Genomic DNA, 15,343 nt, shown 5'->3' on the forward strand with positions numbered 1-15,343 from the left:
ACGGAGAAGAGAGGCCCGAAGATACGGTTTAGCGTTGGAAGGGATTTTTAACCTGGCGGGCAGCCCGCGGGGTGGCCCCGGCCCGCGGCAGTTTGGGGTGCCGCGCTTCTGGCTCCGGCAGCAGGCCGGCCTCACGCAGGGCCTTGCGCAGGAAGGCCAGCTTGCTGTACTTACTGAATAGCCCTTCGGCAAAAAGCGTCACCTGCTCTTCCAGCACCGGCACCTCCCGCAGGCTTTTCAGCCACCCGGCCAGGTGGTCGTACAGCTCCACGGAGCGCAGGGAGGTCTGGTCCAGATAGTTTTCTACCCGCTCCATCACGGCGTCGAGCGTGGTTTCGGGCTGGTGCCGGGCGGCCAGCGCCAGCAGCTCGGGCAGCGCCTGCAGGTCGAGCACCGGCGGCGGCGTGCCCCAGGCAGGGCGCTTTTTGGGCGTATGCCAGACGGCTTGCAGCAGCAGCGGCAGCACTTCGGCCACCCGCTGCTCGTGGGCCAGCAGCCGCGCCCGGAATTGCAGCGGGAAGTTATTCATTAACCGCAGCGAGGACGGCGCCAGCGCCCGCTTCACGAACTGCGCCCGTTCCGTATCGGTCCAGATGCCGGCCAGGGTTTCGTAGTCGGCGAAATCGTGCTCCTGCTCCAGCCGATGCGTGAGGGCCTTGAGGTAGAGCGGCCGGCTGGCGGCCGGCGACAGGTAGGCCAGCACGAAACCGGTCACCAGCGCCTTGCTTTCGGCGGTTCCGAAATGCTGGGTGGCCAACTCCACCAGCTCGGCGGTGCGGGCCTGCTCGTGGTAGAAGTGCAACAGCCGGGTAAGCAGCGGCGCGGTGTAGTGCTGCGTGAGCTGCCGGCGGGCCAGCGGCTCCCACGCGGCCCAGTCGTGGCAGCCGGCGGCCAGCGCCGCTTGCAGCGGCAGCGGCAGGCGGTGTGCGTGGGGCCGCAGCACCGGCCGCAGCACTGGTGCCATGCCAGGGTTGGCGGCTACGGCCAGCAACAGGGCCAGCTCGGCGTCGGGGAGCGGTGGGCTCGTGCTTTGCGGAGCTGCACTGTAGGGGCCGGGGCGGCGGCTCCGCGGGGCGGGTAAGGGGGGCGGGGTGGCGGCCAGCGGCTCCAGCACCGCCCGCACGAATACCGGCAGGCAGCGCTGCACCTCGGCGGGGTCGAAGGACTGGGTTTCCAGCAGCGCCGTTGTGCCCGTTTCCGCCAGCAGCGCCAGCCACGTATCGGCCACCTGCCGGGCGTAGTAGTTGCCAAAGAACAGGTTGTAGGTATCGGCGGCAGGTTTTTTCAGGTCGATGATGGCCAGCCAGGCCCCCTGCCAGCGGCGCAGCCCCTCGGCCAGCCGCCCCGCGGCCAGCGCCTCGCGCAGGGCCGCCGCGGCGGGCCCCAGCACCGGCGTCAGCACCTGCCCGATGCGGCCCGCCAGCTCCGCCAGAAAACGGCCCGTTGGTCCGAAGCTGAACACGATGCGGGGCAGGCGACCCTGCTCGTCGGCCAGCGTGAGGTGGTCGAAGCGCAGGCAGTTGAGGGGGCGGCGTAGCGCGTCGCGTAGCTCGGCCAGCCGGGGCAGCGTGGCGTCGGCAGCAAGGAAATCGGGCGGCAGCGGCGGCCCCACAAACTGGGTGAGGAAGGCGCGGGCCAGCGCCGGATTCTGGCGCAGTTGCAGGGCCAGAAACTTGAGCTGCTCGGGCTTCGGCACGTCGCGCAGGGCTGTTTCCAGCTCCGAGGCCGAAACGGGTTCGGGTGCGGTTTCGGGCGGGGCCGTTGGCTCGCCGGCCGCCAACGCCGGTTCGGGTTTGCGGCCCGCCATTGCGCTCAGCGGGCTTTGGCCGTTAGCCGGCTGCTGCTCCTGCCTTTCCAGCACCGCCAGCCCTACGGCCACGCAGTGCTTGCAGATACCCTCATAGTTGTAGGGGCAGTTGCACCAGAAACTGGGGCCGTCGTCCGTGTCCAGCCCGATTTGCACGTCGTACTCGTCGGAGCCGCTGACGATGGCCGTGTACTCCTGATCGTCGGGCCGGTAGCGCAGCCGGTGCACCGCCCCTTCTTCAAAATACGCCCGCCCCTTGCTGAAGCTGGCGGTATTGGCTTCGGCGCGGAGGTCGGCAAGGGTAAGCATGGCGGGGGCGGGGTTGGGGTGATAGGGCGAAAATACGGTTTTGCGGTTTGGTCTGGGCGTCGTCGCCCTCCACGTGCGCCTCACCCCCCGGCCCCCTCTCCAGGGGGAGAGGGGGTGCGTTCAACGGCTGCCGTTACTACCGCCTATACATACTGTCGTCTGGCACCCCCTCTCCCCCTGGAGAGGGGGCCGGGGGTGAGGCACCACGCCAGAACGAAACGACGCCAGCCCCCCAAACAAACTGCCCAAACAGTGGCCTTTTCCGATTTTCAGGATACCTTTGCCCTCCATTGCCCCGGCCCCATCCCGCCGTCGGGGCCTTTGCTTGCCGTTAGCCCCCCCGCATGGACCAGAACATACCGCAGGTTATCCAGACGGTTCCCCTTCAGTACTACGTCTTTTTTGCCACGGCGCTCTTCAGCATCGGGGTGCTGGGCGTGCTTACCCGGCGCAACGCCATCATCATCTTCATGAGCGTCGAGCTGATGCTCAATGCCGTGAACGTGCTGCTGGTGGCCTTTTCGGCCTTCCGCGCCGACCCCAACGGGCAGGTATTCGTGTTCTTCATCATGGCCGTGGCCGCCGCCGAAGTGGCCGTGGGCCTGGCCATCATCGTGATGATTTACCGCAACATCCAGAGCACCGACGTTAATCTTTTGAGTCGCTTGAAATTCTGATTCGCCCTGTCATCCTGAGCAGCGCGAAGGACCTTATCACGCTAGAGCGAATCTTGTTCGGCTAGCATCCGAATGGGATAAGGTCCTTCGCTCCGCTCAGGATGACAATTGCGCTTCTGCATCCCTAATCATGCAAGAAACCGTTCTACCCGCTGCCGGCGCACCGTACCCGACCTTGCTGTACGTGCTGATTCCGCTGCTGCCGTTTTTGGGCTTCCTGATAAACGGTCTGCTCAACCGCAAGCTGTCGGCCACCGTGGCGGGGCTGATTGGCTCGGCCGCCGTGCTGGGCTCGTTCGCCATTTCGGTGTTTCTGTTCCTGAACTTTCAGTACCAGTACACCGTGCCGCTGTTCGACTGGATTTCGGTGGGCACCATGCAGATTCCGTTCAGCTACCAGATTGACCAGCTGAGTTTGATTATGCTGCTGCTGGTAACGGGCGTGGGATTCCTGATTCACGTCTACAGCATCGGCTACATGGCCCACGACGAGAACGTGGGCAAGTTTTTCAGCTTCCTGAACCTGTTCGTGTTTTCGATGCTGGTGCTGGTGCTGGGCTCCAACTTCCTGATTCTGTTCATCGGCTGGGAAGGCGTGGGGCTGTGCTCCTACCTGCTCATCGGCTTCTGGAACAAGAACACGGCCTACAACAACGCCGCCAAAAAGGCCTTCATCATCAACCGCATCGGCGACCTGGGCTTCCTGCTCGGCATCTTCCTGATTTACCTCACCTTCAACTCGGTGCAGTTCGGCGAGGTGTTCCAGAAGGCCTCGCTCGGCCAGTTCGGCACCTACGGGCCGGGCGTGGTCACGGCCATTACGCTGCTGCTGTTCGTGGGCGCCACGGGCAAATCGGCGCAGCTGCCGCTCTACACCTGGCTGCCCGACGCCATGGCCGGCCCCACGCCGGTTTCGGCCCTGATTCACGCCGCGACCATGGTTACGGCGGGCATCTACATGATTTTGCGGGCCAACGTGCTTTTCACCCTGGCCCCCGATACGCTGGAAGTTATTGCCATCATCGGCGCGGCTACGGCCCTGTTCGCGGCTACCATCGGACTGGCGCAGAACGATATCAAGAAGGTGCTGGCCTACTCCACCGTGTCGCAGCTGGGCTACATGTTTCTGGCGCTGGGCGTGCTGGGCTACAGCACCAGCCTGTTCCACGTGCTCACCCACGCCTTCTTCAAGGCCCTGATGTTCCTGGGCGCGGGCTCCGTGATTCATGCCATGAGCAACGAGCAGGACATGCGCCGCATGGGCGGCTTGCGCAAGGCGCTGCCCATTACGTTCATTACCTTCCTGGTGGGCTGCCTGGCCATTGCCGGCATCCCGCCTTTCGCCGGTTTCTTCTCCAAGGATGAAATCCTGCTCCACACCTTCCAGCACAGCAAACTGCTCTACGGCGTAGGCCTGGTTACGGCGTTCCTGACGGCCTTCTACATGTTCCGGCTGCTGTTTCTCACGTTCTTCGGCGAGTTCCGCGGCACCGAGCAGCAGCGCCAGCACCTGCACGAGTCGCCCGCCTCCATGACGCTGCCGCTCATCGTGCTGGCCCTCCTGGCGGCCGTGGGGGGCTTTATGAACGCGCCGTTCTTCCTGGGCAAAGACAACGCCTACCTCACCAACTACCTCGCCCCGCTGTTCACCTACTCGCAGAAGATTAATCCGGCTGCCTTCGAACTCGCCGTTGACCACGGCACCGAGCTCATGCTCATCGGCCTGTCGGTGGGTGCAGGCGTGCTGGGTATCATCGTCGCCTACGTCATGTACGTGAGCCGCGGCGTGCGCCCGGCCGAGGACGAGGCCCCGCGCGGCTTCCTCGACAACTTGGTGTACCACAAATACTACATCGACGAGCTGTACAACGCCCTGCTGGTGCGCCCCATCATGTGGCTCTCCCGCGGCCTCTACCGCTTCGTCGAAAACGGCATCATCGACCCCATCGTCAACGGTTTCGGCCGCGTAACAATGGGCGGCGGCCAACTCCTGCGCAACGTGCAAACCGGCTCCGTGGAAGTATACCTCCTGCTGATGGTTGTGGCCATCGTGCTGGTTATGGCGCTGAACTTCGGGAAGTTTTAAAATACTAATATGCCTTTACTGATTAAAGTAACATTTGCTTTTTGCCTTCTATTTGCATCTACCTCTGAGTTAGCAAGAGCACAAGCTCCTATCGTTAGTGATTATGTAGCGAATATGAATAGTAATAAGAAATGGGGATGGTTTCTTGACGAGGCATCAACTAGAAGGAAGTATATATCAGGAACAGGATTTAAATTTATTTCAGAAGACCAGAAAGACAATTTTCGTTATGTGAGATTTCTTGATAATATTAATTCTACTGGTTTAGTATTGATTTTTATAGACGGTACATTTTACGGCATCACTTATATGTACTTAGCGAATAAACTAGGGGTAGAGAGTTGGGCAAATGCGTATCAAAAAGTGGCAGTTGATGCGTGGGAAGACAGAATTAATAATGCAAGAATTACCAGAACATATTCTGGAGAATTTATCCATTATCGTGTTGAGTGTGATTTTGATATGATTAAAGAAAAAATGTAACTCAGACGTATAGTTTAGTTAACATTTCATCTCCAGAACACCTCGCTCACCTAATGCTGACTGTCCTTCTTCTACTCTGGCCCGTAACGGCCGCCCTGCTGCTGCACTTCTTCAAGGGGAAGTCGGCGCGGGTGGCGGCGCTGGGCGCGGCCCTGCTCGAATTTGCGCTGGCCCTGTACGCCGCCGGTTTCTCCGGGGCCAAGCTGGCCCTTGGCGGCGACATCAGCCCCAAGTTCGAGGCCAACTATAGCTGGATTCCTACGGCCGGCATCAGCTTCCACGTGGGCATGGATGGCCTCAGCCTGCTGCTGGTGCTGCTCACCACGCTGCTCGTGCCCATCATCCTGCTCAGCGCCTTCCGCCGCAACTTCGAGAACGAGTCGGTGTTCTACGCGCTGGTGCTGTTCATGCAAACCGGCCTGATTGGCGTGTTCACGGCCCAGGATGCCTTCCTGTTCTACTTCATGTGGGAGGTGGCCCTGATTCCGATTTACTTCCTGGCCGGCGTGTGGGGCGGGCTCGAGCGGGCGCGCATCACGTTCAAGTTCTTCCTCTACACCATCATCGGCTCGCTGTTTATGCTGGCCGGCTTCGTGTACCTCTACTTCCAGACCGGCCCGACCGTCGACGGCCTCTCGGCCCACAACGCTTCGCTCAGCGCCTTCTACAACCTCAACCTGCCCGCCGAAACCCAGCTGTGGGTGTTCTGGCTGATTTTCGCGGCCTTCGCCGTGAAGATGCCCATCTTCCCCTTCCACACCTGGCAGCCCGACACCTACACCGACGCCCCCGCCCCCGCCTCCATGCTGCTGGCCGGCATCATGCTGAAAATGGGCATCTACGGCTGCATGCGCTGGCTGCTGCCCGTCGTGCCCCTGGGCGTTGACTACTGGCAGAACCTGGTGCTCATTCTGGCCGTCATCGGCATCATCTACGGCGGCATCATCGCCATCCGCCAGCCCGATTTCAAGCGGCTCATCGCCTACTCCTCGCTCTCGCACGTGGGCCTGATGATTGCCGGCGTCTTCTCGCTCACCCAGCTCGGCATGCAGGGCGCGAGCATTCAGATGCTGGCCCACGGCATCAACGTAGTGGGCCTGTTCTTCATTGCCGACGCCATTGAGCGCCGCACCGGCACCCGTAACATTGCCGATTTGGGCGGCCTCACCCGCCAAGCCCCGGTCCTCACGGTGTGCTTCCTGGTGCTGCTGCTGGGCACGGTGGCGCTGCCGCTCACCAACGGTTTCGTGGGCGAGTTCCTGCTGCTGGCCGGCGTGTACCAGTACAACGCCTGGCTGGGCGCCGTAGCCGGTATCACCATCATCCTGAGCTCGGTGTACCTGCTGCGCATGTTCCAGCGCGTGATGCTCGGCCCCGATTCCACCCACTCGGCCACCTTCACCGACCTGACCGGCGCTGAGCTGGCCGTACTGGTGCCGCTTATTCTGCTCGTATTCCTGCTGGGCCTGTTCCCCAATATGTTCCTGCACCTGTCGGAAGGCAGCGTGCTGGGGATTTTGGGCGAGGTAGCAAAACGGTAAGTAGCGCGAACTTTGTAGTTCGCGTCCCCGCGCCTTTAGCATATTAGCCGCACGACCGAACCGGCAGCCGCGCGAACTACAAAGTTCGCGCTACATTGAGACGACATGAATTCAATTATTCTGCTTTCTGCGCTGGGCCTGGGCAACCTGTTTCTGGGTTTCCGCCGCTCCAACCGGCTGCTGCTGCCCGTGATGATGCTCATCCTGGGCCTGGTGCTGACGGTGAACTTCCTCGACTGGAACCAGGGGCCGCAGTCGTTCTTCAGCGGCATGCTCACCATCGATAACTTCTCGGTGGCCTTTACCGGCATCGTGCTGCTGACGGCGCTGGTGCTCGTGCCCTTCTCGCAGAAGTACGTACTCGACGAGGAAGCCAACCTGGCCGAATACTACTCGCTGCTGCTGTTTTCGATGGTGGGCGCCATCATGCTGGTGAGCTACAACCACCTGCTGATGCTGTTTCTGGGCATTGAAATCCTGAGCGTGGCCATGTACGTGCTGGCGGGCTCCGACAAGCGCAACGTGCGCTCGAACGAGGCGGCCCTGAAGTACTTCCTGATGGGCGCCTTCTTCACCGGTATCCTGCTATTCGGCATGGCGCTGGTGTACGGCGCTACGGGCACGTTCGAGCTCAGCAGCATCAGCTTTGCGGTGCAGAACCCGGTAAACGAGTCGCTACGTCCCATGCTTTATATCGGCATGCTGATGATGTTGCTCGGCATCGGTTTTAAAGTAGGTGCCGCGCCCTTCCATTTCTGGACGCCCGACGTGTACGAAGGTACGCCTACCTTCTTCACGGCCTTTATGAGCACGGTGGTAAAAACCGCCGGTTTTGCCGCCTTCCTCAAACTGCTGGTGCAGGTATTTCCGGCCGCTACTGCCCAGGGCGTATGGCTGCCCACGCTCACGGCCATGTGCGTGCTCACGCTGCTCGTGGGCAATGTGGGCGCGGTGGCCCAAACCAGCGTGAAGCGCATGCTGGCTTACTCCAGCATCTCGCACGCCGGCTACCTGCTCGTTGCGCTGGTGGCCTTCAACGGGGCCCTCGAAGGGGCTTCGGCCAACGGTATTCTGTTTTATTCGCTGGCTTACTCCATTGCCACCGTATCGGCTTTCGGCGTGCTGAAGCTGGTAGCCGACGCCCGCCACCGCGAGGATTACGCCGGCTTCAACGGCCTAGCCAAAACCAACCCGCTGCTGGCCTTCTGCCTCACGGTTTCCATGCTGAGCCTGGCCGGCATTCCGCTCACGGGCGGTTTCTTCGGCAAGTTCTTCGTGTTTATGGCCGCCGTCGAAAACGGCTACATCGGACTCGTGGTTTTTGCGCTGGTGATGTCGATGGTGAGCATCTACTACTACCTGCGCCCCATCATCGCCATGTATATGCGCGCTGCTGACGACGCCGAAACGGCCGAGGCCGTGCCGGTTACCACTTTCCAGTCGGGTGCGCTGCTGGTGCTGGCGTTGCTGACGGTGTTGCTGGGCGTGCTGCCGGGCCTGCTGGCTGGAGCGCTGTAAGCTGAAGCGCTCCACAGTCTTAATGCAAAGCGCCCCTGCCAGCTGGTGGGGGCGCTTTGCATTCAAGTAAGCGGCAACGCAGCTTTGCGGCCCTTCCCTCCCCTACTCTTTATGCTGACGAAACGCTTTACTCTGCTGATTACCGCATTACTGAGCCTCTCGCTGGCGGGGGCAGCCCAAACGTCGGCGCCGCTTAGCTTGCCCGAGGAAAGCTTTGAGCAATTCTGGCAAGCCTTCCGCGACAATTATGCTTTCTTCCCGCTGAAAAAGGTGGATTGGGATTCCACCTACCGCGTGTCACGCCCCCAGGTAACCGCCCAAACGCCCCCGGATTCGCTGGTGGCTTTGTTCAGTCGGATGGTTGGGCCGTTGCGCGATGGGCACATCACCATTTCGCGCGGTGAAACAACATTGTTCAAGGGCGAAAGTACCCGCAACTCGTTCAAACAGCATTTCCGAGCAGTGCAGCCGGCATTCTGGCTCGTAGCTTACCAGCAGCTACGAGCTGCTGGCTTCTCTCCTATCAAAGCCAGCGGCCCCAAATTCAAGGGCAGACACCTACTCTACATCAGCCGCAATGGCCCCATCGGTTACCTGCACCTCACGCGCAGCTTTGCCGATATTACCGGCGCCATCGGTATCGAGGCACAGGAGCAGGCCGACCACCGGAAGCTGGAGCAGCTCTTTTCGAAAGCCCTCCGTAGCCTGGCAGGCTGCCAGGTGCTGCTGCTGGACCTGCGCGACAACGGCGGCGGCCACAGCGGCTACGAGCTGGCGGGCCACTTTGCAGCAGAGCGCTACCTGGCCAACCATAAAGCCCTGCGCCAACCCGGCGGTTACGAGCACTTCTCAGCGCCCGAGCCCTGCTACGTGACGCCTGCAGCCGGCCCCCGCTTCCCTGGCCCGCTGGTAGTGCTCACCTCCGACCAGACCGCCAGCGCGGCCGAGGACCTGACGATTTCTCTAACTCAACGCCCCAATGTAACACTGGTAGGCACCGCCACCAAGGGCATGCTCTCTGATATGTATAGTGTACACCTGCCCAACGGCCTCGAAATCACGCTGTCCAACCAGCGCTACACCATGCCTGCCGGCCAGCAACTGGAAGACGTAGGCGTGCAGCCGAACATTCTGGCAGAAAACACACCCGCGGCCCTCGCCCAGGGTCACGACTCGGTGCTGCAAAAGGCACTGGAAGTGGCCCGCAATGTGCTACGCCGCTAACCGACTGTATATAATTCACCAATGCAGTGCCTATTTCGCATCATTTTGACTTAAGGCCACATTACCGCACAATTTTCCACCTAATCTGTAACACAAGAGAAAACTGTATCAACGGCGCTTCTTTTCTTGAACACAACGGCGGCCCCTGATTCATCAGGGGCCGCCGTTGTGTTCAAGAAAAGAAGCGCCGTTTATTTTGCCACCACGTCCGTCTTAATGCTCAGTTCTTTCAACTGCATATCCGAAATTTCCGAAGGCGAATTAATCATCACATCTCTACCCGAATTGCTCTTAGGGAAGGCGATGAAGTCACGGATGAAGTCGGCGCCACCGAAGAGGCTACAGAGGCGGTCGAAGCCGAAGGCGATGCCGCCGTGGGGCGAGAGGTAGAAGCGCGATTATTCTTCGCGCTGCCGCAGGTTCTCAATATCGTTGTAGTCCCGCGGGCGGCCGGCAGCTCTTTTAACTTCGAGTAGCTGCTGGTACTGAATCAGGCGCACCGTAACATTTTCCACTTCCCGAATGGAGGAATGGAGGCGACAGCGTATGCTTCTTCGAAGGCTAATCCTTTCAACTCCGTAATGATATCGATGGCTACCGGCGGCCGGCCGAACGTGAAAACATCCATTGCCGGGTTATTCAGAAAGTTAGGGCGCGTCATGTCGAAAGTTGGCATTCCAACTTGCTGAAAAGCCCGCACCAACCGCTCATAATTATCGGCCGACCGCTCCACCCAAATATCCAGGTCGCCGGTGGTGCGGCTGTAACCATGCAATAACCGAATAGCCTCCTACCAACACATACTTCACTTCAGCCGTCCATAGCGCCCGCAGAAAATCCTGGAAGTCAACGTTGAACAGGTTCCCCATTTCAGCCATTGTGCTTGCGTGTGGAAAAGGCCGTGCGGTCTAATCGGGGTGGATTATTGAGGTCGTAACCGTAGGCCACGCTGTTCAGGTAAGCCGCGGCCCGCAGCCGCTCCTCCATCGTAGCAGGCTGCTGCTGCGCGTGGTAGCGGGCGTTTTCTTCGTGGGTACCGGCGTGGAAAGCGGTGCGGTCGAGACGAAATGGCATGTGGTTTATAGAATAGAGTTTGTACATTTCAGTACTCAACCAACGAGTTAAACATTGTATTAGAGACCTCAAGTAACCTTAATGCATAAAAACAGAGAACGTGCTCCAACTTATATTGCTGAAATAGGTCTAGCTTTGGCTAGGCGAGCCAACTCTTGGACACGCATCTTAGGCTGAGAAGGCATTTGTCTAGACCTACAATAAAATTATCATGAAGAGGATAGCAGAATCAGATGGCGCTTGGGTAATTGAATACGATGATTATTTTAATGGATTTGAACCGATAAACAAAGAGCAAATAGCATCTCTCATTTGTTATTTAATTAATTCACGCACCCCTCTCGGAGACGAAATACAGAAATCAATGTGCTTAATAAAGCACATTGACTCTCTACATATTCTAACACAGTATGTTGAGTACAAAGGTGAAATTACGAGAATTCATTTTATTGATAATAAAAACCTATCTATTTTTTGCATTGATTTTCCTTCTTTTGAAATAATAAAAAATTTTCTTGATGTGTTTTTTGAACAAAATCACCAGAGAAATAGTAATGGTTTCCTGAAAATGGTTTCTGGATTACCTTGTCATATCAAGGACATGTACTCTGCTCCATCCGTTATTTTTACTGATTTACTTGAATTATTACCTAAGGGATACGATTCTTTATCATTTCATTCTACTAGACAAGATTTAGCAAACCAACATAGATATATAGAACAGGTAGAAACAAAATTAATATTCTTCTCTAACCAAAAATCATATTCGTTTAATATTGAAAATCACATTAGACGCTCTCTGTCTAATGTGAATAAAAAAGTTTTAGACCCTTTAATAATTTCAATAAATCACAAAATGAATCGTATTGATTTTTCATATACCCAAGACAAAAACTTGTATTGGCATAAGTATGAGTCTTCGGAATGGAAAGGATCAGTCAATCTCGCTACTTTTGGAGTTGAAGTTGAGTGCGTATACAGTGAAATGTACAGTAGCCGCTAACTAATGTTTTATGAGTGAGTCAACCAACTATCCTGTTGATATTGTAGAACGTACGCAGACTCTTCTTAATGAAGTCAATTCGATTGGCAGCGAATATGAAGTAACATTTCTTATCAATTGTCTATTAGGCATCTTGATTGCCGCTAATGAATTCGACAGCCGAAAAGGCAAAAGAATAGGTAACAAAGTGTTTTCGCAACCTATTCTTGATATTATCCCTTCAACTTTAACTTTTTTTGACAGAAAAGAAGCTATTGACCGAGTAACACTAGGATGCAGCAATATTTCTTGGCTAAATTTAAGCAAAAAAGATCTTTCAATAGTTACGAAAGAATCAAGATATAATCTAGGATGGTTCTTAGGAAAAATCAGAAATTCAATAGCACATCAGCACATTGAAGCTATTAATACGGAAGGCCGGTGGTCGGCCGTCAAATTATGGAATGAACCACAGACCGGTATTGTAGATTTTGAAGTAGAATTTTCAACAATCAATCTAAAAAAATTAGCTTTATTAGTAGCTGATATTTACTTAAAAACTTATAGACCAGAGAGCGGCGACTAATGTATAAGTTACCGCTCTCTGACTAGTGTATTTCGAAAACTACTTCGTCGCCGCCACATCCGTCTTAATGCTCAACTCCTTGAGCTGTGCGTCGGAGATTTCAGAGGGCGAGTCAATCATCACGTCTCTCCCCGAATTGTTTTTGGGGAAGGCGATGAAGTCGCGGATAGAGTCGGCGCCGCCGAAGAGACTGCAGAGGCGGTCGAAGCCGAAGGCGATGCCGCCGTGGGGCGGGGCGCCGTATTCAAAGGCGTCGAGCAGGAAGCCGAACTGGGCCTGGGCTTCCGCATCCGAGAAACCGAGCAACGAGAACATGCGGGCCTGCACGGCGCGGTCGTGGATGCGGATGGATCCTCCCCCTACTTCCACGCCGTTTATCACCATGTCGTAGGCATTGGCGCGCACCTGGCCGATGGTTTCGGGGTTGTCGAGCAGGGCCATATCCTCGGGTTTGGGCGAGGTGAAGGGGTGATGCATGGCAAAGTAACGGCCCTCTTCTTCCAGGTATTCGAGCAGCGGGAAATCGACCACCCACAGCGCCGAGAAGGTGTCCTTATCGCGCAGGTCGAGGCGCTGGCCCATTTCGAGGCGCAGCTCCGAGAGGGCCTTGCGGGTTTTGTCGGTGGGGCCGGCCAGCAGCAGCAGCAGGTCGCCGGGCTGGGCATTGAAGGTGGCTTTCCATTGCTGCAGCGCCTCCTGGTCGTAGAACTTATCCACCGACGACTTCACGTTGCCGTCGGCTTCCACGCGGGCGTACACGAGGCCGGTGGCGCCAATCTGGGGGCGCTTGACGTACTCGGTCAGCTCGTCGAGCTGCTTGCGGGTGTAGCTGGCGGCGCCGGTGGCGCAGATGCCCACCACCAGCTCGGCGGCCTCGAAGACCGGGAAGCTGTGGCCTTTGGCCACGTCGTTCAACTCCACGAACCTCATTTCGAAGCGCGTGTCGGGCTTGTCGTTGCCATAGAAGCGCATGGCGTCGGCGTAGGTCATGCGGGGCAGCGTCCCGATTTCCAGGTTCTTCACTTCCCGGAACAGGTACTGCACCAGGCCCTCGAAGGTGCTCAGGATGTCTTCCTGCTCCACAAACGACATTTCGCAGTCAATCTGAGTGAACTCAGGCTGACGGTCGGCGCGCAGGTCTTCGTCGCGGAAGCACTTCACGATCTGGAAATACCGGTCGAAGCCCGACACCATCAGCAGCTGCTTGAACGTCTGGGGGCTCTGGGGCAGGGCGTAGAACTCGCCGGGGTTCATGCGCGAAGGCACCACGAAGTCGCGGGCGCCTTCGGGCGTGCTCTTGATGAGCACCGGCGTTTCCACTTCGATGAACTCTTGGCCGTCGAGGAAGCGGCGCGTGGCCTGGGCGACGCGGTGGCGCAGCATCAGGTTCTGGCGGACGGGGTTGCGGCGCAAATCGAGGTAGCGGTACTTCATGCGCAGGTCGTCGCCGCCGTCGGTGTCGTCCTCAATCAGGAAGGGTGGCAGCTTGGCGGGGTTGAGCACGTCGAGTTTCTCAACCCGGATTTCGATGCCGCCGGTGGGCATTTTGTCGTTTTGGGAGTGCCGCTCGACCACGGTGCCGGTCACGCAGATGACGAACTCGCGGCCCAACTGGCGAGCCTGCTCGCGCACCTCGGCCGTTTCCACGCCTTCTTCGAGCGCCAACTGGGTGATGCCGTACCGGTCGCGCAGATCCACCCACAGAATGCCGCCTTTGTCGCGGGTGCGCTGTACCCAGCCGCAGAGCGTAACAGTTTGGCCAATGTGTTCGGGGCGCAATTCGCCGCAGGTGTGGGTCCGGAGCATAAATCTAATTTTTGGCGAAGATACTAGATTGGTTTTCCGTGTAATGCTATCGATGAACGAACGATACACCCTTCGTCGGCCCGTTAGCCCCCTGCCAGGGCCGGTTCGTTGAAAAGCGCCGGTTGCTTATGCATGTTTTTCTATGTTTGTTGAGCACCCTTCAGGCAACCGCTTAAAGCAGCTAATCATCTGCCTGTTATCCTCCTTCCTTCCCTTTCTATGGAACTTCGCATCGAACATCTCTCCAAAACCTACGCCAACGGCACCCAAGCCCTGCGCGACGTCAACCTGACCATCCCGACCGGCATGTTCGGGCTGCTGGGCCCCAACGGGGCGGGGAAATCGAGTTTAATGCGCACGATTTCCACCTTGCAGGAAGCCGACAGCGGCAGCATTATGCTGGGCGATTTGGATGTGCTGCGCGACAAAGACGGCGTGCGGCGGGTGCTGGGCTACCTCCCGCAGGAGTTCGGCGTGTACCCCAAAATTTCGGCCGAGCAGCTGCTCGACCACTTCGCAGTGCTCAAGGGCATTGCTGACAGCAAACAGCGGCGCGAAATAGTGGCGGGCCTGTTGCAGCGCACCAACCTGTACGAGGTGCGCAAAAAGAACCTGGGTGGCTACTCGGGTGGTATGAAACAGCGTTTCGGCATTGCCCAGGCCCTGTTGGGCAACCCGCGCCTGATTATCGTAGATGAGCCCACCGCCGGCCTCGACCCGGCCGAGCGCAACCGTTTCCACAACCTGCTGGCCGAAATCGGGGAGAACATCATCGTAATTCTGAGCACCCACATTGTGGGCGACGTGAGCGACCTGTGCCGCAACATGGCCATCATCAACAAGGGCCAGGTGCTACTCACCGGCGACCCATTGATAGTGATGCAGGAACTGCGGGGCCAGGTGTGGCGCCGCGAAGTAGACAAGGAGCAGTTGCCTGCGCTGCTGCAGGAGCAACAGGTCATTTCGACCCGACTGTTTGCCGGCCGCACCATTGTGCATGTGGTGGCCCCCACCCAGCCCGGCTCCGACTACGATTCGGTGGAACCCACGCTGGAAGACGTGTATTTCGCCCGCATTGCCCAGGCCGAAACAGCAGGAGCCGAAGTGTAAGCACGACGTAGGGGCGGGGCTTGTCCCCGCCCGCCGTTGGGCGACTAACGTTGAAACGGCGCGAATGGCGGGCGGGGGCAAGCCCCGCCCCCACATCGTTCCTTTTCCCTTCTAACTCCTGGCTTCCTTGGCTCCTAGAT

The 15,343-nt window shown here is 58.0% G+C and carries 12 protein-coding genes and 1 pseudogene; 9 read left to right on the top strand and 4 right to left on the bottom strand.

Annotation, left to right across the window (positions count from 1 at the left end):
• Positions 1–28 precede the first annotated feature (28 nt).
• Positions 29–2,116: an SWIM zinc finger domain-containing protein gene (locus J7E24_RS13680; RefSeq protein WP_215138717.1), complete on the bottom strand. Its 2,088-nt coding sequence runs from the start codon at positions 2,114–2,116 to the stop codon at positions 29–31.
• 344 nt (positions 2,117–2,460) lie between these two features.
• Between J7E24_RS13680 and nuoK the strand changes: the two genes are divergently transcribed.
• The 6 genes from nuoK to J7E24_RS13710 all read left to right on the top strand — a co-directional run bounded on the left by nuoK (position 2,461) and on the right by J7E24_RS13710 (position 9,645).
• A complete protein-coding gene (gene nuoK, locus J7E24_RS13685) occupies positions 2,461–2,793 on the top strand; it encodes an NADH-quinone oxidoreductase subunit NuoK (protein WP_019947411.1) in 333 nt (110 codons plus the stop codon).
• A gap of 130 nt (positions 2,794–2,923) precedes the next feature.
• Complete coding sequence (gene nuoL / locus J7E24_RS13690; protein WP_215138718.1) at positions 2,924–4,879, top strand: NADH-quinone oxidoreductase subunit L; 1,956 nt, start codon at positions 2,924–2,926, stop codon at positions 4,877–4,879.
• Positions 4,880–4,888: 9 nt separating this feature from the next.
• Positions 4,889–5,362: a hypothetical protein gene (locus J7E24_RS13695; protein WP_215138719.1), complete on the top strand. Its 474-nt coding sequence runs from the start codon at positions 4,889–4,891 to the stop codon at positions 5,360–5,362.
• Positions 5,363–5,415: 53 nt separating this feature from the next.
• Complete coding sequence (locus tag J7E24_RS13700) at positions 5,416–6,903, top strand: NuoM family protein (RefSeq protein ID WP_215138720.1); 1,488 nt, start codon at positions 5,416–5,418, stop codon at positions 6,901–6,903.
• A 105-nt stretch (positions 6,904–7,008) separates the two neighbouring features.
• On the top strand, positions 7,009–8,421 hold the full coding sequence (locus J7E24_RS13705; RefSeq protein WP_215138721.1) for an NADH-quinone oxidoreductase subunit N: 1,413 nt from the start codon (positions 7,009–7,011) through the stop codon (positions 8,419–8,421).
• Between the two features lie 111 nt (positions 8,422–8,532).
• The gene (locus J7E24_RS13710; RefSeq protein WP_215138722.1) at positions 8,533–9,645 is read left to right on the top strand and encodes a S41 family peptidase; all 1,113 of its coding nucleotides are present in this window, start codon (positions 8,533–8,535) and stop codon (positions 9,643–9,645) included.
• A 191-nt stretch (positions 9,646–9,836) separates the two neighbouring features.
• Here J7E24_RS13710 and J7E24_RS13715 read toward each other — a convergent pair.
• Both J7E24_RS13715 and J7E24_RS13725 read right to left on the bottom strand, forming a co-directional pair.
• Positions 9,837–10,037, bottom strand: a pseudogene (locus tag J7E24_RS13715) (amino acid--tRNA ligase-related protein); the annotation flags it as partial.
• Between the two features lie 478 nt (positions 10,038–10,515).
• Positions 10,516–10,719: a hypothetical protein gene (locus J7E24_RS13725; RefSeq protein WP_215138723.1), complete on the bottom strand. Its 204-nt coding sequence runs from the start codon at positions 10,717–10,719 to the stop codon at positions 10,516–10,518.
• Positions 10,720–10,930: 211 nt separating this feature from the next.
• Between J7E24_RS13725 and J7E24_RS13730 the strand changes: the two genes are divergently transcribed.
• A complete protein-coding gene (locus tag J7E24_RS13730) occupies positions 10,931–11,722 on the top strand; it encodes a hypothetical protein (protein ID WP_215138724.1) in 792 nt (263 codons plus the stop codon).
• 10 nt (positions 11,723–11,732) lie between these two features.
• Positions 11,733–12,287: a HEPN family nuclease gene (locus J7E24_RS13735; protein ID WP_215138725.1), complete on the top strand. Its 555-nt coding sequence runs from the start codon at positions 11,733–11,735 to the stop codon at positions 12,285–12,287.
• A 39-nt stretch (positions 12,288–12,326) separates the two neighbouring features.
• Here J7E24_RS13735 and aspS read toward each other — a convergent pair whose 3' ends face one another.
• The gene (gene aspS / locus J7E24_RS13740) at positions 12,327–14,093 is read right to left on the bottom strand and encodes an aspartate--tRNA ligase (RefSeq protein ID WP_215138726.1); all 1,767 of its coding nucleotides are present in this window, start codon (positions 14,091–14,093) and stop codon (positions 12,327–12,329) included.
• A gap of 219 nt (positions 14,094–14,312) precedes the next feature.
• On the opposite strand from aspS, the gene J7E24_RS13745 reads away from it, so the two are divergent.
• Complete coding sequence (locus J7E24_RS13745; RefSeq protein WP_215138727.1) at positions 14,313–15,203, top strand: ABC transporter ATP-binding protein; 891 nt, start codon at positions 14,313–14,315, stop codon at positions 15,201–15,203.
• Positions 15,204–15,343: the final 140 nt, after the last annotated feature.

The organism is Hymenobacter sp. ISL-91 (genome assembly GCF_018613725.1).
In the GTDB taxonomy this organism is placed as follows: domain Bacteria; phylum Bacteroidota; class Bacteroidia; order Cytophagales; family Hymenobacteraceae; genus Hymenobacter.